We start from the raw sequence: 20844 nt of genomic DNA, 5'->3' as shown, positions 1-20844 counted from the left end.
GCCGAGACCCGCAGCGGCCACCACAATGGTGCGGACAGTTCTTCGGAAGTACAGAGAAAGCGAACCTCACCATGGATCTCGGCGTGCGCTGGAAGCTGCACGGTGACGGGCGCACGCCCGCGCCGGGGGCGGTGGTCCGTCCCGACGAACGGCTCTCCTGGCCCCGTACGGCAGGGCTCGGCGCCCAGCACGTGGTGGCGATGTTCGGGGCGAGCTTCGTGGCGCCCGTGCTGATGGGGCTCGACCCGAACCTCGCGATCATGATGTCCGGCGTGTCGACCGTGATCTTCCTGCTGGCCACCAAGGGCCGGGTGCCGAGCTACCTGGGCTGCTCGCTGTCCTTCGTGGGTGTGGCGGCGGTGATCCGGGCGCAGGGCGGCAGCAGCGCGACGGTGACCGGCGCGGTGTTCGTGGTGGGCGCGGCGCTGTTCCTGGTGGGGCTGGCGGTCCAGAAGTTCGGGGCGCGCATCATCCACGCCACGATGCCGCCGATCGTCACCGGCGCGGTGGTCATGCTGATCGGCTTCAACCTGGCCCCGGTGACCGCCTCGACGTACTGGCCGCAGGACCAGTGGACGGCGCTGCTGGTGATGCTGTTCACCGGTCTGGCCGTGGTGTGCCTGCGCGGCTTCTGGTCGCGGGTGGCGATCTTCCTGGGGCTGCTGTTCGGCTACGGGATCTCCTGGCTGTTCGACCGGGTCTTCGGGAAGATCCACTCGGTGGACGGCGGCGGGCACATGACCGACCACTGGCGCCTGGACCTGTCGGGCGTCGGCAAGGCGGACTGGATCGGCCTGCCGACCTTCCACGGCCCGTCGTTCCAGTGGTCGGCGATCCTGGTCGCGCTGCCCGTGGTGATCGCGCTGGTCGCGGAGAACGCCGGGCACGTCAAGGCGGTCGGCGAGATGACCGGCTCGAACCTGGACGACAAGCTGGGCACCGCGATCTCCGCGGACGGCGTCGGCTCGATGCTCTCCACCGCGGTCGGCGGCCCGCCGAACACCACGTACTCGGAGAACATCGGCGTGATGGCCGCCACCCGGGTCTACTCGACGGCGGCCTACTGGGCCGCGGCCTGCTTCGCGCTGCTGTTCGGCCTGTGCCCGAAGTTCGGGGCGGTCGTGGCCGCGATCCCGGGCGGGGTGCTCGGCGGCATCACCGTCATCCTGTACGGCATGATCGGCCTGCTCGGCGCGCAGATCTGGACCAAGTCCGGGGTGGACCTGCGCAACCCGCTGAACCTGGTGCCGGCCGCGGCGGGCATCATCATCGGCATCGGCAACGTGACGCTGAAGTTCACCGACACCTTCAGCCTCAGCGGCATCGCGCTGGGCACGCTGGTCGTCATCACCGGCTACCACGCGCTGCGGGCGCTGGCCCCGGCGCACCTGAAGACGCAGGAGCCGCTGCTGGACGAGGGGACGTCCTCGTACGACGAGGGCGCCGAGGGTGCCGGAGGCGCCGAGGGTGCCTCCGGGGAGCCGCGCAAGCCGTAACGGACGAGGTAGGGGCCGGGTTCAGGCCCGCGGGGCGGCCGGCGGAAGTGTCCGAAAAGGATCTTCCGCCGGCCGTTCCATGTGGCCGGACGGGCCCGGCAGTGGTCGAATCACTGATCGCTCGTATCGGCCACTCATCCCCCCGGGAGAGGCATGTCCCTTCTGACCCACCGCCGCAAGGCCGCCGCCGCGGCCGTCGCCCTCGGCACGTTCGCGATCACCTGCGCCGGGGTGACGCCCAGCAGCGCGGCCGGCCAGGTCCTGTGGACCCCGAGCACCAGCACCGGCCCGTCCTCGTTCAAGGCGGTCCAGTGCGCGGCGAACAACTTCGGCGTCGTCAAGGACGCGGTCAAGGGCAACGTGTGGCGGGCCTTCCAGGCCGCCGGCGAGGAGCGCTGCGAGACGCTGAGCCCGGACCTGAAGGAGGGCGACACCTTCTACCTGGGCTGGTCGTCCAAGGTGGACATCCAGGACACCAACAGCCGGTACGTGTTCCAGCTGAAGTGCTCGCCGAGCACCGACACGGCCAACCACCCGATCGAGATCGACATCCTCAACGGGCGCGTGCGCCTCCAGGAGTGGGACACCGCCCACGTGTCGCACTCGCTGTGGACCGCGCAGACCACCAACAACACGTGGCACTCGTACGCGCTGAAGATCCGCCTGGGGCGCACCGACGGCACCATCGACTTCTGGTTCGACGGCGTGAAGCAGACGTTCACCACCGGCTCGGGCACGTTCAAGGGCACCACCTGGGACGGCGACCGGAACTACCTCAAGTGGGGCTCCTACCACCCCTCCACGGGCGACGCGACGAACACCTTCACCAGCCCGGTGATGGCCACGACCCTGGAGGCGGCCACCGCCGGCTCGTGAGCCTTCCCGGATGAACCCGCGGGCCCGGACCGCCGTGAACGTGCGGTCCGGGCCCGCGGGTTCACGCGTTCCCGGGCGGGTGGCGACAACCGGCCAGGCTGGCCGGCCGGGGCGCCCCGACTATTCTTGACTCATCATTCCAAAATCTGCGATGCTCCCCCCATGGCACGACCGAAGGAATTCGACCCCGACCGCGTCCTCGACGCCGCGATGAACGCCTTCTGGAGCAGGGGCTACGCGGCGACCTCGGCGCAGAACCTCGTGGACAGCACGGGCCTGGGCCGGGGAAGCCTGTACAACGCCTTCTCCAGCAAGCACCACCTCTTCCAGGAGGCCCTCACCCGGTACGGCGAGGCGCAGACGGCCCGCCAGGAGGCACTGCTCGAAGGGCCCGGCGACATCCGGGAGCGGATCCGGAGCCTGCTGATGACGGTGGTCGAGGAGGAGTCCCGGACGGACGGCCCCGGCCCCCGGGGCTGCCTGGCGGTCAACGCCGCCCTCGAGCTGGCGGGCCTCGACGCCGAGATCACCGCACGGGTCCGCCGCATCTTCGAGCGCATGGAGGAGGCCCTGCGCACCGCGCTCGCCAGGGCGCAGCGGGACGGCGAGGTCGATCCCGGCAAGGACCCCCGGGCGCTGGCCCTGTTCGTCCTCAACTCCATGTACGGCCTGCGGGTACTGGGCAAGACGGCCGACCGCCGCGCGCTCGCCGGCATCGTCGACACCACGTTGTCGATGCTCTGAGGCGGTTGCCGTGGGGCCGCCCGGGCCTCGCGGCGGCCGTGCCTCCGCATGCCCAGATTCTGTAACGCACATTCCAATTCAAGTCCATCGAGGAGTCATGATGCCCATCCCGGTCTACGTCCTCGGTCTGACGGTGTTCTGCATCGGGACGACCGAGTTCATGATCTCCGGGCTGCTGCCGGACCTGGCAGGCGATCTGTCGGTGTCGATCCCCGCCGTGGGCTGGCTGATCTCCGGCTACGCCCTGGGCGTGGTCGTCGGCGGCCCGTCCGTCACCCTGGCCACGCTCCGGGGCAACCGCAAGACCTCGCTGCTCGGCCTGCTGCTCCTGTTCATCGCCGGCCAGACGGTCTGCGCCCTGGCGCCCGGCTACGGCGTCCTCATGGCCGGACGCGTCGTCGCCGCCCTCGCCCAGGGCGCCTTCTTCGGCATCGGTTCCGTGGTCGCCGTGGACCTCGCCGGCCCCGAACGCCGCGGCAGGGCCCTGGCCGTCATGTTCGCCGGACTGACCGTGGCCAACGTGGTCGGCGTCCCGGCCGGGACCTTCCTCAGCCAGCACGCCGGATGGCGCGTCAGCTTCTGGGCGGTCGACGCGCTGGCCGTCCTGGGCCTGCTCGGCGTGGCCCTGCTCGTCCCGCGCCGTCCCACCGCGCCGCACGCCGGCATCGGAGCCGAGTTCGGCGCCTTCCGCAATCCCCGGGTGTGGGTGGCCCTGAGCACCTCCATGCTCACCCAGGCCGCCGTCTTCTGCTGCTTCAGCTACCTGTCGCCGCTGTTCACCGAAGTCACCGGCTTCGCCGAGGCCGTGGTGCCGCTGCTGCTGGCCCTGTTCGGCGCCGGCTGCTTCCTGGGCAGCGTCATCGGCGGCCGCTTCGCCGACCGGCACCTGCTGCCCGGCCTCTGCGCGGGCATCACCGCGATGGGCGTGGTTCTCCTGCTCATCCCGCTCGCCGCCCACCACAAGGCCGCCACCGTGGCGGCGGTCGTGGCCTTCGGCGTGGCCGCCTTCTCCATCAACCCGGCGCTCCAGGCACAGGTGATGCGGGAGGCCGGGGACGCGCCGACGCTGGCCACCACGACCAACACCTCCGCGTTCAACATCGGCAACACGATCGGCCCGTGGGTCGGCGGCGGGGTCATCGACGCCGGTCTCGGCTTCACCGCGCCCTCCCGGGTCGCCGCCCTGCTCGCGGCGGCCGGACTGGCCACGGCCCTGGCCTCCTGGGTGCTGGTCCGCCGGGCGGGCGCCGCGGCCGACGGGCCGGGGCGCCGCCGGATCCCCGTCTCCACCTGAAACGAAGGGATCCGACGGATCGCCCGCCCCGTCGAAGGGGCGCCCGCCGTCACGCTCAGCGCTCCTCGGCGGCCCGCGCGGCCGGCGACCGCCGCGCCCACAGGGGCATCACCTCGACGGCGGCGACGCAGCCCCGGGTCGGGGCCTCGACGCTCCGCCCGGCCGCGGCGGCCCGGCCGGCGCCGGTCGGGAAGGTGGTCATGCTCTTCGCAGGAGTCATGTTCCGAAACTACCGGCGGCCACTGACAACGCCCGGCGGGCACCCCCGGGACCGCAGGGCCGGGCCGCCGTAACGTGCGGTCCGGACCTGCGGGTTCACCCGGTCACGGGGCGGGTTGCGGTAACCGGCCAGGCTGCGGTGCGCAGGTGGACGCCGGCGGGCCGCTCGGACGGGGTGAGGACGGCGGCCAGGGCGCGGTCACCGGGAAAGGCGGTCGCGCCCTTCCCAGGAGTCACGCCCGGCAACATGCCGGCGACCACCGACAGCGCCTGGTGGAGAGTCCGGCGAAACGCCCCCAACAGGTCCCGCCGACCGGCATGATGACCGATGGTCACCACTCATATCACCAGCGTCACCTATCAGATGCGGGAGAGGCCGGATGCCGGACACCGTCACCGCCCCGTGGGGCACGACCCGGATGCGCCCCTGCACCGGCACACCGCCGTGGCCGGCGCTGACGCCCGTCATCGACCCGGAAACCCAGGCCGCGGTCTTCCACGACGAGCGGGGCCGCACCGTCGAGATGGGCAAGCACGGGACCAGCACCGACCAGACCGGCCCGACCAGCACCGGCGGCGGTGGCGGGGACGGGCAGAGCGGCGGCCAGGCGCAGCCGACCGACGTCGACACCATGACCAGCAACGACCAGGACTGAGCCGTGGCGGATGACCGGCAGCCGGCGGTCCTGGTGCTGACCTGCGCCTACGATCCGACGGCCGACCTGGTGCTGCGGATCCTGGCCGAACGGCAGGTGCCGGTCGTACGCGTGGACCCCGGCGCCGACCTCCACCGAGGTGCCGCGCTGACCGCCCGCTACACGGCGGGCGGGCGGCGCGGCATCCTCACCACCGCCAGCCGCGCTCTCGACCTCGGTCGGGTCCGGTCGGTCTGGCATCGGCGCCCGTCGGGTTGACCGCGCCGGCCGGTATGACCGGGCAGGACGCCGAGTTCGCCCGCGCCCAGGCCCAGTGGGGCCTCGGGGGCGTCCTCGCCGCGCTGCCCGGCGCCCACTACGTGAACCACCCCTGGCGGATCCGGGCCGCCGAGCACAAGCCCGCCCAGCTCGACGCCGCGCTCACAGTCGGCTTCGCCGTTCCCGACACGCTCGTCACCACCGACCCCGGGCAGGCGCGTGCCTTCTGTGCCGAGCAGCCCGGCGGGACGGTCTACAAGCCGCTGTGGAACTCCCCATTATACGAACGAGGACGGCCGACCGGTGCAGGCCTGGGTCGCCGAGGTCGCCCCGGACGAGATCACCGACGCCGTCGGCGCCTGCCCACACCTGTTCCAGGCCCGCCTGGCCAAGGACCACGACGTGCGACTGACCGCCGTGGGCCGCGAGCTCTTCGCCGTACGGATCGACAGCCCCGACCTGGACTGGCGGCGCCGCCAGTCCCTGCTCACCTGCACCCCGGTCGACGTCCCGGCGCCCGTGCGCCGATCCGTGGCCCGCTACCTGGAGCACTTCCGACTCGTCTACGGCGCCTTCGACTTCGCCGTCGACGCCTCCGGCCGCTGGTGGTTCCTGGAGTGCAACAGCAACGGGCAGTGGGCGTTCTTCCCACCCCCGACCACCGACGCCATCGCCATGGCGATCGCCGACCAGCTCCGGAAAGGCCACACCGCATGACCTCCACCGCCGCGGACCTGCGCGCAGCCCTCGTGCGGCAACTCGCCGACGGCGAAGGCCTCACCGACCCGCTGTGGCACGCCGCCGCGGCGGCCGTACCGCGCGAGGCCTTCGTCGGCGACTACTTCCGCATGGTCGACGGTTCCTTCCCGACCTCCTACGAGCCGGTTCGCGAGGGCGCAGACGGCTGGCTGGAGGCCGTCTACGCCAACCGGACCCTCGTCACCCAGCTCGACGGCCGCACCCGGCCCGCCGACGCCGACGGGCCGGTCGCCGGATCCCCGTCCTCGTCGTCCACCCTGCCCTCCCTGGTGCTGCGCATGTGGCAGCAGCTCGAAGTCCACGACGGCCACCGGGTCCTGGAGGTCGGCACCGGCACCGGATACTCGGCCGCGCTCGGCGCCCACCGGCTCGGCGAGGAGAACATCGTCAGCGTCGAAGTCGACGCGGTGATCGCCGACCGGGCCGCCGCCGCCCTCAGGACGGCCGGGTACGCCCCGCACCTGGTCGTCGGCGACGGCCTGGCCGGCCACAAGGCCCGAGGCCCGTACGACCGGCTGATCGCGACCTGCGCGGTGCGCACCCTGCCCTACCCCTGGCTGCACCAGGTGAAGCCGGGCGGAAAGATCCTCGTCACCTTCTCCGGCTGGCAGTTCGGCTACGCCCTCGCCCTGCTGACCGTCACCGAGCCCGGCGAGGCGACCGGCCGCTTCCTGCCCGGCTGGACCAGCTTCATGATCGCCCGCCCCCACGACCGGCCCCCGCGCCAGAACCCCACCCTGCTGCCGGGCGAGGAGCGCGCCGCCCGCATCGACCCGGCCACCATCACCACCTGGACCGGAACCTGGGTCGCCCAGCTCGCCGCACCCTCCGCCGAACGCATCGGCGCCGGCGACCAGCAGATCCTCATCGACCACGCCACCGGCTCCCAGGCCCGCACCCGGCCCGACGGCCACGGCGGATGGACGGTCACCCAGCGCGGGCCGCTACGCCTGTGGGACCGGGTGGAGGAGGCGGTCGAGGCCTGGCAGGCGGAAGGTGCGCCGCACCAGGAGCGGTTCGGCATCACCGTCACCGGCGACGGGCAGCGGGTGTGGCTCGGCAGCGAGGACGGGCCCGGCTGGAACCTGCCCGTGTGACCCGAAGGGCGGGCGGGTTCAGACCTCGCCGAACTCGCCGCCGCGGACGGCGGTGACGAACGACGCCCGGGCGACGACGGGGAAGAGCAGGGCCGGGCCACAGGGGTCCTTGGAGTCGCGGACGGGAGCGAGACCCGGAAAGTCCGCGGTGGTCTCCACGCAGCTGCCGCCGTTGGCGGAGTACGAGGACTTGACCCGGCAAGCACCGGGCAGGTCCACGCGGTCAGCCATGGCGCACCTCTCAGGTCCGGGAGCAGTGCCGGCCGGGCGGGGTCAGCCGGTGCAGGTCGCGGCGCCCACCAGCTTCTCGAAGGCCTTCCGGGTGGGCAGCGGGGTCGAGAGGCCACTGTTGTTCATCGAGACGGAGAGCTGACGGCGCAGGTCGGGGCTGGTGTACAGGAAGGTGCTGAAGCCCGGGATGCCGCCCGTGTGGCCCCAGAGCTCACCGCAGTCGGTGGTGGTCCGCTCCAGGCCCAGGCCGTACCCGCCCTGGCTCTGCGGGGTGACCGTCATCATCTCGGCGAGCTGCGGCCGGGGCAGCAGCCGCCCGCCGAGCAGGGCGGTGATGAAGGTGTTGAGGTCGGCGGTGGTGGAGATCCCGGCGCCGGACGCGCCCGCCATGCTCGGGTCCAGGTCGGTGACGTCCACGCGGCCGGTGGGCAGGTCGAAGTAGCCGTGCGCGTGCGGACCGGGGACGGCCGTCTCGTGGTCGGGCATGGACGTGCCGGTCAGGCCCAGCGGGCTGATGACGCGACGCTCCACCTCCTGCTGCCAGGTGCGGCCGGTGGTCCGCTCGATGATCTGTCCGGCCAGGATGTAGTCGGTGTTGGAGTAGTGGTAGCCCTGGCCGGGCGGGAAGTACGCCGGGTGGCTGTTGGCCAGGGCGATGAGCTGCCGCGGTGTCCAGCGGGTGTAGCGGCCGGACTCCAGCCATCGTTCGAGGGAACCGGGCGCCGTGGGGTCGAAGGCGTGGTCCTCGGTGTAGTCGAACAGCCCGCTGGTGTGGTTGAGCAGCCGGCGCAGGGTGATGTTCGCGCCGTTCGGCACCGCGCCCGGCAGCAGCCGCTCCACCGGGTCGTCCAGGCCCAGCCGTCCCTCGGCGACCAACTGGAGGACGACGGTGGAGACGAAGGTCTTGGTCACGCTGCCGATCCGGAACCGGCCGGTCGCCGAGGCGGGGGCGCCGGTCGCGTCGTCGGCGGTACCGGCGGCGCCCTTCCACCGGCTGCGGCCGTACTCGCCGACCCGGGCGAGTGAGGCCGAGGCGCCGCCGGAGTCGACGATGGCCCGCACCGCGGCGTCCAGGGCCCTGGGGTCGACGCCCTTGCGCGGCCCCCGGCCGGCGGCGTCCCGCGCCGGGTCCTGGACAGCGGTCACCGTCACCACTCCGACCGGTCCCGCTGTGCCGAGGGCACCGGCCGGCGGGGCCGTCACCCCCACCAGGCCCGCGCCCGCCAGCGCGAGCGCCACCAGGCGCGCGACCGAGTGGCCCCGCCGGCGCCCCGTGCGCCCGCGGCCGCGACCGCGACCGCCCGGACCCGTTCCGCCCCTGTGTTCCGCCATGCCCGTCCGCCTTCCCGTGTCCATGCCGAAGGGCGAATGCAACACCCCTGTGAATGACGGCAACTGACACATTGACAGCCGACGGGGTACCGGGTCGTCAGCCCACGGTCCGGACCGGCTCCGGCCCTCGACCTACCTTCGAACGATGAGCCGCTCCCCCTCAGGGATGGGCCACCCCCTAGGGTCGGTCAGGGGCGCCCCGCCCGCAGGGGCCGTCAGTCAGTCAGACCTCACCGAACTCACCACTGCGGACGGCGGCGACGAACGACGCCCAGGCCTCGGACGGAAAAACGAGGGCCGGGCCCTGAGGGTCCTTGGAGTCACGGACAGGGGCCAGGCCGGGGAAGTCCGCTGTTACCTCGACGCAGGTTCCGCCGTTGTTGCTGTAGCTGCTCTTGCTCCAAGAAGCACCTGTCAGGTCAACGTTCTCACTCATGCCGAGTCCCTTCACACCTGGCTGATCACAGGAGCGATGCCGCCCCAGAGTACGAAGCCGGCCTACTTCGACCGCGCTTCGGGCTTCTCTACCCACCCACGCATCGGCCAGAGCCGGAGCACCAGTCTGCGCCCTCCGCCTGGCTGATTCGCCAGCACCCACCCTTCCGCCGTTCACCCGTTACAGCCAGACCGGGAACTCGCCCGCTTTGACGGCATCGAGGAACCCCTGGAACGCCGCAGAAGTGAACTCCAGGACCGGGCCACGCCGGTGCCGGCGCCAAGCACGCACGCACGCACGCACGCCAACCAGCCTTACCAGTTCCGGACCAAAGACCGCAGGCCCGGGCCACGAACGGCCCGGGCCTGCGGTTCAAGGCGATGGATCAGACATCTCCGAACTCGCCGCTGCGGACGGCGGTGACGAACGACGTCCAAGCCTCAGCAGCAAAGATCAGGGCCGGGCCATAGGGATCCTTGGAGTCACGGACGGGCATCAGGCCAGAGAAGTTGGCGGCCACCTCGACACACTGCCCACCATTGCCGCTGTAGCTGCTCCTACTCCAGGAAGCTCCCGTCAGGTCAACGTTCTCGCTCATGCTGAAGAGTCCCTTCGCGCCTTGCTGATCGTTTTGAGTGATGCCGCCTGCGGCAGCGCTTCCACTTGGAGCAGATCGTATTCCTTCGCCCAGGCGGACACGATTGCCCGGTCGTTCTCCAAGTATCCGCGCTGATGCGTCTCGGTGTACCCGAGTGAGGCTCCATCGCCAAGATCAAGGAGCGACATAGACCTCATGAACGGGCGAAGCGCGCCCAGGTCAAAGGGTGCAACTTGGACCACATAGTTGGGCCTCTGGGCCAACTCCTCTACATGGGCCAGTTGCTGGGACATTACGACTCCACCGCCGACCACAGTCCGAAGGCAGCTCTCGTCAAGGATCACATGGATCAGCGGAGCCGGATCCCTGTTGATGCGCTCCTGTCGGTTCAGGAGGAGCCGCACGCGCTCAATTCCCTGCTCGGCTGTGACACTTCCTCGCGCAACAGAACCAGCCTCCAGGGCCTCAGCGTAGCCACGAGTCTGCACCAGGCCAGGGATGATGCCCAGCTCAAAGAGCCGGATGACCCTGGCCTCCCGCTCCTTGGCCGCATATTCCGGGTAGCCGGGCAGGAAGGAGGAGCCCCTGAGGCTCCAGTACGTCAGTTCCAGCGTCCCGCCGGTCTCAAGTACCTTGTCAGCGGCACGCACCCACTCAAGTGTGGGATTCCGCGTCCCTCTTTCGAGGTTCGAAATCTGACTATCACTCAACTGCGTGCGCTCGCCAAGCTCGATCTGCGTCAAGCCCGCCGCCTTGCGCAACCTGCGCAGTTGAGCCCCGAACGCCCTGAGGGGCGAAGCCGATGGATCCAGCTGAGACTCACGCATAGCCATGCCTCCACTGCCGTGCAAATTCCACATGCGAAAACTGTCAAGTGGGAAAGCCTTCCGATCGTAGGGGATAAACCCCCACCATGGCTACACCCGGTGATTTGCCGGACGCGCAGCGCAATCTGTGGAAATTTCCCCATGCCTTGCGGGAAGTCGCACCGTCGACCGCTGTGACCGTCAAACCCTCATGCCTGGAGCAGAGTTGAGCACGACCCGCATCACGACCAAACCCCCCACCCGCCGCTCGGGCCACCACACCCTCGTCCTGCGCGAGGACCCCGACGGCTCGCACGACCTCTCCGTCCTCCTCGTCGAACCCATCGACACAGACGGCCTCACCCTCCCCGGCGGCCCCGCCGAACAGGACGAACTCCCCCACCTCGCAGCCCGCCGGCACCTCGAAACCGAAACCGGGCTCGTCCTCCCCCTCCGCACCATCCTCACCATCGACTACACCCCCGCCACCGACACCCCCGAAGCCCTCGACCTCGTCTACGCGGGCGGAATGCTCACACCCCGACAAGCCCACACCCTCCGCCACCACCAGCCCCCGCAGCAGATCCGCGCCCTCCACTGGATCCCCCGGCACAGGCTCCGCGACGCCATGACCGACGACTGCTACCGCCGCGTCGAAGACGCCTGGGACGCCTGGGAACACGGCACCGGCCTCCCCCTCCTCGCCGACCCCCGCCCGAACTCCGAAACCGACACCGGCGAAGTCCTCGAAGCCCTCGGCATCTTCGACATCCCCAAGTCCCTCACCGACACCGAACTCGCCATCGTCAACCTGTTCCTGACCGCCATCGACGCCATGGGCGGCATCCGGGCCGGCCACCACCACGGCCTCCAGCGCTGGATCACCACCGGCAACCTCACCACCGCCTACCTCTCCCTCGCCGCCGCCCGCCCCCTGCCCCGCACCGGCAACCCCGCCCAGTACTGGACCACCCTCACCACCGCCGGCGAACTCCTCACCACCACCAACCCCGACCGCCGCATCATCTACGCCCTCACCCACTGCCGCACCCAAGCCACCACCCTGCGCCAGAAGTCGACCCCACCGACTTCCCACGCACCGAGCCGGCTCGTAAGGCCTTGAGGGACAACACCGCAGGCCCGGACCGCATCCACTGCGGTCCGGGCCTGCGCTTGCGGCACGTGCGGTGCCCGGTCGGGTCAGCAGTACTTGAAGGAGCTGATCCTGTCGTTGATCCACGACGGGACCAACGGCCACCGCTCCCAGGGGCCGATCCTGAACTCCGGGCCGGCGCACCAGTTGTTCTCGTAGAAGCAGATGCTGCTCCCGGTGTTGTTCAGCACGGACGAGGTGGTGTCCTGCATGCCCTTGTCCCCGCCGCTGGCGCGCTTCTGGAGCTTGCCCATGTCGCCGGTGTTCTGGTTCGACGGGAAGGAGCCGAACTTCGCGCCGTTGACGGTCCCGCCCCGGATGAAGTCGCCCTCCACTCACAGGCAGACGTAGCCGTCGGGGCACGACCCGGGCCCGCGGTCCATCCGTGCGGTGGGCGGTCAGGGGCGGGTGGCGGTCACCAGCCAGGCCGCGGTGCGCAGGTGGACGCCGGTGGGCCGCTCGTACGGGGCGAGGGCGGCGGCCAGGGCGGCACGCACCCGGTCGGCGCCGCCCGGGCCGCCGAGTTGGCCCACCAGGTGCTGCCCGGGGCCGGAACCCAGCAGGTGGCCGGCGGCGTCGGCGGCGTCCCGGCCGAAGTGTCCGTCGGCTTCGACGGTTTCGGCGCGTACGCCGGTGAAGCCGGCCGCGCCCAAGACCCGGCGGATCTCGGCGGGGTCGGCGAGCGAGAACATGCCCGGGCCGGCGGGGGTGCCGGCGTCCTCCGGCGGGAGCGGCAGGGCGGCGCGCGCCGCGCCGTGCACCTGCACCCACTCGCAGCGGATCGGGTCGGCGACGCAGACGAAGGCGAGCCGGCCGCCGGGGCGCAGGGCGCGGCCGATGGTGGCGAAGGCGGCGACCGGGTCGGCGAAGAACATGATCCCGAAGCGGCTGATCGCGACGTCGAACCCGGCGGCGGGGAGCGGGTGGACCTGGGCGTCGCCCTGCTCGAACGTGATCCGGTGCAGGCCTTCTTCGGCGGCCAGGGCGCGGGCCCGGGCGAGCATCGGGCCGGAGAGGTCCAGGCCCAGGGCGGAGCCGTGGGTGGCGGCGCGGGCGGCGAGCCGGGTGGTCTGGCCGGCGCCGCAGCCGACGTCGAGCACCCGGTCCCCGGGGGTGATCGCGGCGGCGGTGAGGAGGGGGTGGTCGAAGCCCTCGTTGACCGCGTTCCAGCGGTCGTGGTGGTCGCTCCAGTACCGGCCCTCCTCGCCGTTCCAGGCTTCGGACTGTGCGGTGTTGACGAGCTGGCGCATGGGATGGCTCCTGTCGGACAGCTAGTATGGGCGTTCGCCCATAGAGAAGGTATGGGCGAACGCCCATACTGGCAAGCCCGATACGACCGGCAAGCCCGATACGGAGGACCCGATGTCACCACGCGGCGTAGCGATCCCGGACGTGCGGGAGCGGCTGTTCGCGGCGGCCGAGCGCGTGCTCGGCCGGGAGGGGTCGGCGGGGCTGACCAACCGGGCCGTCACGGAGGAGGCTGACTGCGCGAAGGGCCTGCTGTACAACCACTTCGCGGACCTGGACGACTTCGTGGCGCAGCTGGTGCTGGACCGCTTCGAGGGGATCGCGGCCGAGGTCCGGGAGCTGCCCGGGCGGGCGGGGCGGGGCGACGTGCGGGAGAACCTGACGGGCGCGGCGCTGGCGCTGCTGGGGACGAACGGGCCGGCGATGGCGGCGGCGGCGCTGTCCCGGCACCGGGTCGCGGAACGGGTCCGGCGGGCCTGGGAGGGCGGCGCGCCGGGGCCGGGCGCGGTCGAGGAGGCGATGGCGCGGTACCTGGAGGCGGAGCAGCGGCTCGGGCGGGTCCCGGCGGAGGCCGACGCGGCGATGCTCGCGCTGGCGATCACGGGCACGGTGCACCATCTGCGGATGCACGGCAGCGTGCTGACGGAGGGGAGCGACCGGCTGGTCCGCCGTCTGGTCACCGCCCTGGTGCCGGTGCCCGCCTGAGCGGGTGCCGGGCGGCTCCGTCCGCCTTCCGGGGGCCGTCCGGGTCCTGACGGGTTCGTTCCCGGTCGAATCGCGCCCGGACGCTCGCCATCGAAGTGCCCCGGGGCGCAGGCTGCTTCCGTGACCACGCCGGCACGGGCGCGGCGCGACCGGAAGGACGAACATGACGAGCACGCGCGGGCGCATCGCCGCCCTGCTGGGCGCCGTCGCGGTGGTCGCCGGCACCACGCTGGCCTCCCCCGCTGCCGGCTTCGCCGCCACGGCCGGGCCGGGCGGAACGGCCGTACCAGCCGGAACGGCCAGAGCAGCCGGACCGGCCCACGGCGGCGGCGCGATCACCGGGCAGGCGCCCTGCCCGGACGCACCCGAGTTCACCTGCGGGACCCTCACCGTCCCGTTCGACCACAGCGGCGCCACCCCCGGCACCCTCGGCCTCCAGGTGGCCTTCACCGGCAACACCACGGCGCCCAGGGGCGACCTGCTGTTCCTCACCGGCGGCCCCGGCCAGCCCGGCGTCCCGACGATCAGGCGGATGGCGGGCAAGCTGGAGCCCGTCCTCAAGGACTACCGCCTGGTGATGTTCGACCAGCGCGGCACCGGCCGGGGCGCGCTCCAGTGCCCGGGCCTCCAGGAGGACATGGGTTCCTCCGACCTCGCCGTGCCGCGCGGGCAGTCGGTCGCCGACTGTGCCGCCGCCCTCGGCCCGGACTCCCGCCACTACAGCACGGCGGACACCGTCGCCGACATCGACCGGCTGCGCCGCGCCCTCGGCGCCCGGCGCCTCACCCTGGACGGCGTCTCGTACGGCAGCTTCGTCGCCGAGCGGTACGCGCTCGCCCACCCGTCGCGGGTGGCCCGGCTGGTGCTCGACTCGGTGACGCCGCGGCAGGGTTTGGACCCCCTCGACCTGGCCGCGCTGCCCGCGACCGCCCGGGTCCTGCGGGCCGCCTGCCAGGCCACCGGCTGCACCACCGACCCGGCCGCCGACCTCGCCGCCACCGTCCGGCGGTACGGCAACGGCGCGCAGATCCTGAGCGCGCTCACCGGTTACGAGTTCATCGACCCGGACTTCGGCGGGGTCCCGGAGATCCTGCACGAGGCCGCCGCCGGGCAGCCCGCGAAGCTCCAGGACTTCTTCGCGCTCGTCCGCCGGGAGGTCGACGCCGCCCCGGCCGAGGAGCTCAGCCAGGGGCTGCACTCCGCCGCCCTGTGTGCCGACTCGCGCTTCCCGTGGGGCACCACCGACACCCCCGTCGCGGGCCGGGCGGCGGCGCTGGAGCGCACCCGGCAGCGGCTGACCGCCGAGCAGACCTGGCCGTACGACGCGGCGACCGCGACCGGGCTCGGCAGCCTCCTGGTCTGTCTCGACTGGCCGCGCGAGCAGGTGCCGCCGGCGCCGCCGGAGGACCGCAGGCTGCCGGACGTGCCGGTGCTGCTGCTCGGCGGCGACCGGGACCTGTCCACGCCGTATGAACTGATCTACGAGCAGGCCGAGTTGGCGCACGACCCGCAGATCGTGATCGTGCCCGGGGCGGCGCACTCGGTACAGAACCGGGCGGCGAACCCGGCCGGACGGCAGGCGGTGTACGACTTCCTGCTGAATTGACTTCCGCTCCCCCAGCTGAAGCCGGGGGATTCCCCTGTCACGGTCGGAACTCATGCGCGAAGTACCATCCCTGCAAGGTGCTCCGGCCGGTACTTCCCAACCTCCGCAGTGGCGTAGCCGGACGGAAACATCCCTGTGGAGAAGTCAGAGGGCAGAGGGCAGAGGGCGATGAGTGTGGCTGAGAGTTGGTCGCGTGTGATGAGTCTTCTTCGGGAGCACGCGCCGGCCGATCACGCGGAGCTGCCAGGGCCCGCTACCGAGCAGATGCTCGCGGCAGCCGAGGAACGGATGGGGATCTCCCTGCATGGGGACCTGCGGACCTGGCTGTTGCAGAACAATCTGGATCTGCCGGAGGAAGACGTCGACGACGACGTGATGTGCTGCGGCTTCGACGGGTTCCCCGACGAGGGAAGCTTCTTTCTGGGCATCCGGGCGATGGAGAGGCTCTACGCGAGCCGCTCCACGTCCTGCGGATTCGACCCTCCGGACCAGCCGGACAGTCCGTTCTGGCGTAACGAGTGGATCCCGTTCCTGTCGGACCAGGACGGCTGGACGGGAAAGTTCGTCGATGTGCGGGACGGACGCGTCGGCAGGTGGTTCGTGGGTGGCCCCACGATCACGGGCGAGTACGAATCGATGGCCCGGTATTTCGACTCCGTAGCGGAGACGCTGACGAGGATCGCCGATGGAAGCTTCCCGGTCTGCCGGTTCACCGAAGGCCGACTCGCCTGGTCGTGAGACGGCTCCGACCTGGTCCGGCACTGCCGGCGAGCGTTCACCACAGGATCGGCAACGGTGGCACTGGTGCCACCACGGATTCGGATACCAGGCTCATGGCCGGTACGGAGCCGCGGAACCTAGCGTCGATCCCATGAAAAGCAACCGCCGTATCAGCGCCGTCGCGGTGCTGGCGCTCGCCGCCCTCGTCGCCGGAACCGGCGCCGGGTTCGCCGCCACGACCACACCGTCGGGCACACCGGTGGCCACGCGCGCGTTCGACACCGCACCGGCCACCGCCACCGCCACCGCCACCGCCACCGCCACCGTGCCCACGCCGTCCTTCCACGGCACGCTCCCCGCGCCGACCGGCCCCTACGCCGCCGGCGAGGACGTCATCCACGTCACCGACGCGAGCCGTCCCGACCCGTGGGTGCCGTCATCCGGCCCCCGCCAACTGACCGTCACGATGCTCTACCCGGCCGTCCCCGGGACCGGGACTCCGGCCCCTTACATGACCCTCGGCGAGGCAGCCGGAATCCTCCAGCGCCGGAAGCTGCCGGCGAGCTCCGGCGTCACCCCGCAGAACCTTTCCGGCGTCACCACGCACGCCTTCGACGGCGCGCGGCCGCGGAGCGGCAAGTACCCGCTGGTGGTCCTCTCACCCGCGCACGAGGACCCGCGCATGACGCTCACCGCGCTCGCGACCGACCTGGCCAGTCACGGCTACGTCGTCGCACTCGTCGGCCACACCAACGAGGACAGCGGCGAGACGCTGGCGGACGGCCGGACGTCGCCGTGCGCGGTCTGCGACGACCCGACGCTCGACTTCGACTCCCTCGCCGCCGGCCGCGCGCTGGACGTGTCCTTCGTGATCGACCGGCTGACGCACGGCAATACCGCGTGGCGCCTGGCACACCTCATCGACAAGCACGAGATCGGCATGGCCGGACACTCCATCGGCGGAGCGGCGTCCGCCGCCACGATGATCGCCGACCCGCGAGTACGGGCCGGAGTGAACATGGACGGCTCCTTCCACCCGGCCCCGGTGCCCGGCCGGATCGACCGGCCGTTCCTCATGCTGGGTGCGGCCGCCACCCACCCGGACGGCGGCCACGACACCACGTGGGAGCAGGCCTGGGCCGCCCTCGGCGGCTACAAGAAGTGGCTGACGGTCGCCGGCGCCGACCACTTCAGCTTCAGCGACCTGGACCTGCTTCTGGAGGAGGCCGGGTTCCCGACGCCGCCCCTCTCCCCGGAGCGCGGGCTGGTGATCACCCGCGAGTACGTGACGGCGTTCTTCGACCGGACGCTGAAGGGGATCCACAGTCCGCTGCTGGACGGCCCCTCGCCGGACAATCCGGAAGTGCTCTTCCAGCACTGATGCGGCGCCGCGCTGATCCTTCCGGCGGCAGGGCCTGGCGTCGTGTTCGTCGTCGGCCAGGACGAAGGTGTCGATGGCCGCGGCCGGTTCGTCGCGGGAGGCGAACCGGCCGCGGCGCGGTGGACGCCGGGTCAGGGCGGAGACGGACCTGCCGGTCTACCTCCACCGGCTGGAGGAGCGGCGCTCCCCCGCACCCGTCGACCGGTTGCCCGAGCTGTGGCGCCAGGCGGCCCGGCCCGTGCGGCGGCTGCCGCACGGGCCGTCTTCTCGCGCGGGTCAGGGTGTGGCCGGCGCCGTACGGGACGCCTGGTGGCGTGCGCCGGTGACGATGAGTGAGACGTTCTGCCCGCCGAAACCGAAGGAGTTGCTGAGCACGGCTTCCTGGGGGGCGTCCCGTCGCTCGGCGACGACGTCGAGGCCGATGTCGTCGCCGACGCCGGCCGCGGTGAGGTTGCGGGTCGGCGGGATGACGCCGTGCTTCACGCTGAGGACGGCGATGAGCGCCTCGACGGCGCCGGCGGCACCGAAGAGGTGTCCGAGCGCCGCCTTGGGCGCCGTCACGGTGGCGTGGCCGAAGACCTCCCTGATCGCGCGCGCCTCGGCGGTGTCGCCGACCGGGGTTCCGGTGGCGTGGGCGTTGATGTGGCTGATCTGCCCCGGAGCCAGGCCGGCTTGCGCGAGGGCCTTGCGCATGGCGGAGATCTGGCCGGATCCGTCGGGAGCGGGCGCGGTGATGTGGTGGGCGTCGGCGGCGATGCCGGCGCCCGCGATGACCGCGTGGACGCGGGCGCCCCGGGCGGCGGCGTGTTCGGCGCTTTCGAGCACGACGACGGCCGCGCCTTCGCTGAGAACGAATCCGTCGCGGTCGGCGGCGAACGGCCGGGAGGCCGAGGCGGGTTCGGCGGTGTGCCGCGACAGTGCCTTGGCCTGGGCGAAGCCGGCGACGGTGATCGGGGTGATCGCGGCCTCGGTGCCACCGGCGATGACCACGTCCGCCTCGCCGGCGCGGATGAGCCTGGCGCCCAGGGCGATCGCCTCGGCGCCGGAGGAGCAGGCCGAGACGGGCGTGTAGACCCCGGCCCTGGCGCCGTACTCGATGCTGATCAGCGCTGCCGCCGCGTTGGGCATGAGCATCGGGACGGTGCGTGGTGAGACGCGCCGCGTCCCGGACGCCTCCAGCGCGTCGTCTTCCTTCAGCAGGGTCCGGATGCCTCCGATGCCCGTGCCGATCGCCGACGCGAGCCGGTCCGGGTCCACCCGCGGGGCGCCGGCGTCGGCCCAGGCTTCGGCCGCCGCGGCGAAGGCCGCCTGCTGCGAGCGGTCGAGCCGCCTGGCCCGCACCGGCGAAAGCGACCGGGCGGGGTCGGCCGCCATCGTCCCCGCGACGGTGTCGGGAAGGCCGGCGTCCTCGTGGCCGGGCAGGACGACGCCGCGGATGCCGGACTCACCGGCGAGCAGGGCCTCCCAGGTGGACTCCACGTCCGCGCCCAGTGGCGTGATCGCGCCGAGTCCGGTCACGACGACTTCAGTGCGGTGCATGTCCTTGGCCTTTCTTGTATGCGATACAAACGAACGCGGCCAGTTGTATCACATACAATTCAGGCGTGGAGAAGAAGCGAAGCGAAGCCCGGCCGACGTCAGCGCGATCAACGCCGGTCCGGTCGACCTCGGCCCGGTCGCGTGACCGCGGCCGCGCGACGAGGCGCCGGCTGATCGAGGAGACCGCACGGCTCTGCAAGGAGCGGCCCGGCGCCGAGGTGAGCGTCGCGGAGATCGCGAACGCGGCAGGCGTCTTCCCCAACCAGGTCACCTACTACTTCGGCTCCAAGGACTCGCTGCTCGTGCACGCCGCCTTCCTCGGCCTGCTGCACGACGCCCGGCGGATCGAGCGGATCGGCCGCCAGGCCCCCGACGCGGCGGCGTTCCGGCGCAACGTCGCCCGCGCCGTCCTGGCCATGCCCTCGCTCCCGTCGGTCACGCGGGCACTCGCCGCCGGGATCTCCAAGCCCGAACTCGCCCCCGTGGTCGACCGGCACCTCCAGCTGCTGTTCCGGCAGTCCGAGCGCTTCGTGGGCCAGCTCATCGACAGCCGTGGCTGGAAGACCCGCAGGCCGCTCGGCGCGGAGGCCAGGACGTTCTGGAGCACCGCGCTCGGCGCCGTGCTGCTCGTCCGCGCCGGGGCACACGGCACCGTCGCCGACCTCGACCTCGCCGGAGCGCTGACCGTCCACGACGAACCCGAGCACGGCTGACGAAGCCGAACGGGCCTGCGGCACGGACCCTCGCGGGGTCCGGCGGCGGGCCTCCTCGGCCGGACCTGTCGAAGGAGCGTCACAATCCCAGAAATCTGGGATTGTGACGCACGACGGGTGACGGCAGGATCTCCTCGGCAGGAACGCCGGAGCACCCTCGGCACATCATCTGTCAGGTACCTGCCATATCGGCGGCCGTCACAGCGACCGCCGGGCCCGCCCGTGTTCCACGGTGCCCGCTCTCGGACTTCGGTGACGTGGATGCGCCAGCCCCCGCCCGCTCCCTCTTCGGCCCCTAGGAGTCCGCAGTGATCCGCCTCGCTTCCCGCCGACGTGCCGTGATGCCCGTCGCCGTAGCGCTCTCCGCCCTCGTCTCGGCCGGCGTGCTCGGCGCCGGGACGGCCCAGGCGACCCCGCTTCCGAAGCCCCCGACGACCACCTGTAATCCCAGCGTCGAGCCGACGTGGGTGGACATCATGTCCTACCGGGTCGACCCGGTCATCACCGACTACCTGTCCCTGTACATCGCCGACGGGACGACCGGCCAGCGCACCGACTCGCTGACCAACACGGACTCGGTGAGCACCACCGTCAACAACAGCACCGAGATCGGCGCGAGCCTCTCCGTCCTGTTCGTCAAGGTGGAGGCCAAGGTCGGCTTCTCCGTCATGAAGACCACGTCGACCACGAGGACCTCGCAGATCACCACGACCTGGAACTTCAACAAGCCCGGCAAGTACGGCATCTACCGGGGCACCCGCAAGGTGCAGGGCGAGTGGGTCAAGTACCTCTGCGCCGAGACCAGCCCGACCACCGGCGTGTGGATCAACGCGCTCAGCGGTGGCTCCGGTTCCTTCACCACCTTCGAGCCCCCGGAGATCGGCACCGTCTCCTGCACGACGCAGGAGCCCGCCGGCACGTTGCGGCGGGCCGTCCAGATACGAGTGGGCTGCTGACCGGACCATGGAACACACCGA

The 20844-nt window shown here is 71.8% G+C and carries 24 protein-coding genes; 15 read left to right on the top strand and 9 right to left on the bottom strand.

The window, feature by feature from the left end:
* The first annotated feature begins 71 nt into the window (after positions 1-71).
* The 4 genes from ACIQOW_RS28170 (at position 72) to ACIQOW_RS28155 (ending at position 4410) form a co-directional block, all read left to right on the top strand.
* Positions 72-1496, top strand: coding sequence for a uracil-xanthine permease family protein (locus tag ACIQOW_RS28170; protein WP_401089531.1), 1425 nt, complete (start codon positions 72-74; stop codon positions 1494-1496).
* Positions 1497-1649: 153 nt separating this feature from the next.
* Positions 1650-2372, top strand: coding sequence for a hypothetical protein (locus ACIQOW_RS28165; RefSeq protein WP_401089529.1), 723 nt, complete (start codon positions 1650-1652; stop codon positions 2370-2372).
* A gap of 162 nt (positions 2373-2534) precedes the next feature.
* Positions 2535-3116, top strand: coding sequence for a TetR/AcrR family transcriptional regulator (locus tag ACIQOW_RS28160; RefSeq protein ID WP_401089527.1), 582 nt, complete (start codon positions 2535-2537; stop codon positions 3114-3116).
* 100 nt (positions 3117-3216) lie between these two features.
* Entirely contained in the window at positions 3217-4410 is a 1194-nt protein-coding gene (locus ACIQOW_RS28155; RefSeq protein ID WP_401089525.1) for a Cmx/CmrA family chloramphenicol efflux MFS transporter, read from the top strand.
* A 55-nt stretch (positions 4411-4465) separates the two neighbouring features.
* On the opposite strand, the gene ACIQOW_RS28150 is transcribed toward ACIQOW_RS28155, so the two are convergent.
* Entirely contained in the window at positions 4466-4630 is a 165-nt protein-coding gene (locus ACIQOW_RS28150) for a hypothetical protein (protein WP_401089523.1), read from the bottom strand.
* 379 nt (positions 4631-5009) lie between these two features.
* Here ACIQOW_RS28150 and tgmA point away from each other — a divergent pair, with 379 nt between their 5' ends.
* The 4 genes from tgmA (at position 5010) to tgmC (ending at position 7399) form a co-directional block, all read left to right on the top strand.
* Positions 5010-5285 (top strand): putative ATP-grasp-modified RiPP, encoded by a 276-nt coding sequence (tgmA, locus tag ACIQOW_RS28145; protein WP_401089521.1) that lies wholly within the window; start codon positions 5010-5012, stop codon positions 5283-5285.
* A gap of 3 nt (positions 5286-5288) precedes the next feature.
* Positions 5289-5543 (top strand): hypothetical protein, encoded by a 255-nt coding sequence (locus ACIQOW_RS28140; RefSeq protein ID WP_401089519.1) that lies wholly within the window; start codon positions 5289-5291, stop codon positions 5541-5543.
* 303 nt (positions 5544-5846) lie between these two features.
* The gene (locus ACIQOW_RS28135) at positions 5847-6260 is read left to right on the top strand and encodes a hypothetical protein (protein ID WP_401089517.1); all 414 of its coding nucleotides are present in this window, start codon (positions 5847-5849) and stop codon (positions 6258-6260) included.
* The gene (gene tgmC, locus ACIQOW_RS28130) at positions 6257-7399 is read left to right on the top strand and encodes an ATP-grasp peptide maturase system methyltransferase (RefSeq protein ID WP_401089515.1); all 1143 of its coding nucleotides are present in this window, start codon (positions 6257-6259) and stop codon (positions 7397-7399) included. Before ACIQOW_RS28135 ends, tgmC begins: the two co-directional genes overlap by 4 nt.
* An 18-nt stretch (positions 7400-7417) precedes the next feature.
* Here tgmC and ACIQOW_RS28125 read toward each other — a convergent pair whose 3' ends face one another.
* The 5 genes from ACIQOW_RS28125 to ACIQOW_RS28105 form a co-directional block, all read right to left on the bottom strand.
* On the bottom strand, positions 7418-7630 hold the full coding sequence (locus tag ACIQOW_RS28125) for a DUF397 domain-containing protein (protein WP_401089513.1): 213 nt from the start codon (positions 7628-7630) through the stop codon (positions 7418-7420).
* 42 nt (positions 7631-7672) lie between these two features.
* The gene (locus tag ACIQOW_RS28120) at positions 7673-8776 is read right to left on the bottom strand and encodes a serine hydrolase domain-containing protein (RefSeq protein ID WP_401089511.1); all 1104 of its coding nucleotides are present in this window, start codon (positions 8774-8776) and stop codon (positions 7673-7675) included.
* A 409-nt stretch (positions 8777-9185) separates the two neighbouring features.
* The gene (locus tag ACIQOW_RS28115) at positions 9186-9398 is read right to left on the bottom strand and encodes a DUF397 domain-containing protein (protein WP_401089509.1); all 213 of its coding nucleotides are present in this window, start codon (positions 9396-9398) and stop codon (positions 9186-9188) included.
* A 385-nt stretch (positions 9399-9783) separates the two neighbouring features.
* Positions 9784-9996, bottom strand: a complete 213-nt coding sequence (locus ACIQOW_RS28110) for a DUF397 domain-containing protein (RefSeq protein WP_401089507.1) — start codon at positions 9994-9996, stop codon at positions 9784-9786.
* Entirely contained in the window at positions 9993-10823 is an 831-nt protein-coding gene (locus ACIQOW_RS28105; RefSeq protein WP_401089505.1) for a helix-turn-helix domain-containing protein, read from the bottom strand. Before ACIQOW_RS28105 ends, ACIQOW_RS28110 begins: the two co-directional genes overlap by 4 nt.
* Positions 10824-11028: 205 nt before the next feature.
* Between ACIQOW_RS28105 and ACIQOW_RS28100 the strand changes: the two genes are divergently transcribed.
* Positions 11029-11925: an NUDIX domain-containing protein gene (locus tag ACIQOW_RS28100; protein ID WP_401089503.1), complete on the top strand. Its 897-nt coding sequence runs from the start codon at positions 11029-11031 to the stop codon at positions 11923-11925.
* 77 nt (positions 11926-12002) lie between these two features.
* Here ACIQOW_RS28100 and ACIQOW_RS28095 read toward each other — a convergent pair whose 3' ends face one another.
* Together ACIQOW_RS28095 and ACIQOW_RS28090 are read right to left on the bottom strand one after the other, a co-directional pair.
* The gene (locus tag ACIQOW_RS28095) at positions 12003-12290 is read right to left on the bottom strand and encodes a peptidase inhibitor family I36 protein (protein ID WP_401089501.1); all 288 of its coding nucleotides are present in this window, start codon (positions 12288-12290) and stop codon (positions 12003-12005) included.
* A gap of 63 nt (positions 12291-12353) precedes the next feature.
* Positions 12354-13205, bottom strand: coding sequence for a class I SAM-dependent methyltransferase (locus ACIQOW_RS28090; protein WP_401089499.1), 852 nt, complete (start codon positions 13203-13205; stop codon positions 12354-12356).
* 112 nt (positions 13206-13317) lie between these two features.
* On the opposite strand from ACIQOW_RS28090, the gene ACIQOW_RS28085 reads away from it, so the two are divergent.
* From ACIQOW_RS28085 to ACIQOW_RS28070, 4 genes are all read left to right on the top strand, one after another.
* Positions 13318-13908 (top strand): TetR/AcrR family transcriptional regulator, encoded by a 591-nt coding sequence (locus ACIQOW_RS28085; RefSeq protein WP_401089497.1) that lies wholly within the window; start codon positions 13318-13320, stop codon positions 13906-13908.
* A gap of 163 nt (positions 13909-14071) precedes the next feature.
* Complete coding sequence (locus ACIQOW_RS28080; RefSeq protein ID WP_401089495.1) at positions 14072-15514, top strand: alpha/beta fold hydrolase; 1443 nt, start codon at positions 14072-14074, stop codon at positions 15512-15514.
* Positions 15515-15649: 135 nt separating this feature from the next.
* A complete protein-coding gene (locus tag ACIQOW_RS28075; RefSeq protein WP_401089493.1) occupies positions 15650-16252 on the top strand; it encodes an SMI1/KNR4 family protein in 603 nt (200 codons plus the stop codon).
* Between the two features lie 133 nt (positions 16253-16385).
* On the top strand, positions 16386-17615 hold the full coding sequence (locus ACIQOW_RS28070; RefSeq protein ID WP_401089491.1) for an alpha/beta hydrolase family protein: 1230 nt from the start codon (positions 16386-16388) through the stop codon (positions 17613-17615).
* Between the two features lie 276 nt (positions 17616-17891).
* Here ACIQOW_RS28070 and ACIQOW_RS28065 read toward each other — a convergent pair whose 3' ends face one another.
* Positions 17892-19154, bottom strand: a complete 1263-nt coding sequence (locus tag ACIQOW_RS28065) for a beta-ketoacyl-[acyl-carrier-protein] synthase family protein (protein WP_401089489.1) — start codon at positions 19152-19154, stop codon at positions 17892-17894.
* 65 nt (positions 19155-19219) lie between these two features.
* Between ACIQOW_RS28065 and ACIQOW_RS28060 the strand changes: the two genes are divergently transcribed.
* Both ACIQOW_RS28060 and ACIQOW_RS28055 read left to right on the top strand, forming a co-directional pair.
* Positions 19220-19867, top strand: coding sequence for a TetR/AcrR family transcriptional regulator C-terminal domain-containing protein (locus ACIQOW_RS28060; RefSeq protein WP_401089488.1), 648 nt, complete (start codon positions 19220-19222; stop codon positions 19865-19867).
* 341 nt (positions 19868-20208) lie between these two features.
* Complete coding sequence (locus ACIQOW_RS28055) at positions 20209-20823, top strand: hypothetical protein (protein ID WP_188295167.1); 615 nt, start codon at positions 20209-20211, stop codon at positions 20821-20823.
* Positions 20824-20844: the final 21 nt, after the last annotated feature.

It is taken from the genome of Kitasatospora sp. NPDC091335 (assembly GCF_044757205.1).
Taxonomy (GTDB): Bacteria; Actinomycetota; Actinomycetes; order Streptomycetales; family Streptomycetaceae; genus Kitasatospora.
This window is presented reverse-complemented; position numbering and strand designations above follow the sequence as displayed.

Excerpts from the sequence above, each read along its gene's own strand:
- ACIQOW_RS28170 (WP_401089531.1), top strand. The coding sequence starts at position 72 with ATGGATCTCGGCGTGCGCTGGAAGCTGCACGGTGACGGGCGCACGCCC.
- ACIQOW_RS28165 (WP_401089529.1), top strand. The coding sequence starts at position 1,650 with ATGTCCCTTCTGACCCACCGCCGCAAGGCCGCCGCCGCGGCCGTCGCC.
- ACIQOW_RS28160 (WP_401089527.1), top strand. The coding sequence starts at position 2,535 with ATGGCACGACCGAAGGAATTCGACCCCGACCGCGTCCTCGACGCCGCG.
- ACIQOW_RS28155 (WP_401089525.1), top strand. The coding sequence starts at position 3,217 with ATGCCCATCCCGGTCTACGTCCTCGGTCTGACGGTGTTCTGCATCGGG.
- ACIQOW_RS28150 (WP_401089523.1), bottom strand. The coding sequence starts at position 4,630 with ATGACTCCTGCGAAGAGCATGACCACCTTCCCGACCGGCGCCGGCCGG.
- tgmA (WP_401089521.1), top strand. The coding sequence starts at position 5,010 with ATGCCGGACACCGTCACCGCCCCGTGGGGCACGACCCGGATGCGCCCC.
- tgmC (WP_401089515.1), top strand. The coding sequence starts at position 6,257 with ATGACCTCCACCGCCGCGGACCTGCGCGCAGCCCTCGTGCGGCAACTC.
- ACIQOW_RS28125 (WP_401089513.1), bottom strand. The coding sequence starts at position 7,630 with ATGGCTGACCGCGTGGACCTGCCCGGTGCTTGCCGGGTCAAGTCCTCG.
- ACIQOW_RS28115 (WP_401089509.1), bottom strand. The coding sequence starts at position 9,398 with ATGAGTGAGAACGTTGACCTGACAGGTGCTTCTTGGAGCAAGAGCAGC.
- ACIQOW_RS28110 (WP_401089507.1), bottom strand. The coding sequence starts at position 9,996 with ATGAGCGAGAACGTTGACCTGACGGGAGCTTCCTGGAGTAGGAGCAGC.
- ACIQOW_RS28105 (WP_401089505.1), bottom strand. The coding sequence starts at position 10,823 with ATGCGTGAGTCTCAGCTGGATCCATCGGCTTCGCCCCTCAGGGCGTTC.
- ACIQOW_RS28090 (WP_401089499.1), bottom strand. The coding sequence starts at position 13,205 with ATGCGCCAGCTCGTCAACACCGCACAGTCCGAAGCCTGGAACGGCGAG.
- ACIQOW_RS28085 (WP_401089497.1), top strand. The coding sequence starts at position 13,318 with ATGTCACCACGCGGCGTAGCGATCCCGGACGTGCGGGAGCGGCTGTTC.
- ACIQOW_RS28080 (WP_401089495.1), top strand. The coding sequence starts at position 14,072 with ATGACGAGCACGCGCGGGCGCATCGCCGCCCTGCTGGGCGCCGTCGCG.
- ACIQOW_RS28070 (WP_401089491.1), top strand. The coding sequence starts at position 16,386 with ATGAAAAGCAACCGCCGTATCAGCGCCGTCGCGGTGCTGGCGCTCGCC.
- ACIQOW_RS28065 (WP_401089489.1), bottom strand. The coding sequence starts at position 19,154 with ATGCACCGCACTGAAGTCGTCGTGACCGGACTCGGCGCGATCACGCCA.
- ACIQOW_RS28055 (WP_188295167.1), top strand. The coding sequence starts at position 20,209 with ATGCCCGTCGCCGTAGCGCTCTCCGCCCTCGTCTCGGCCGGCGTGCTC.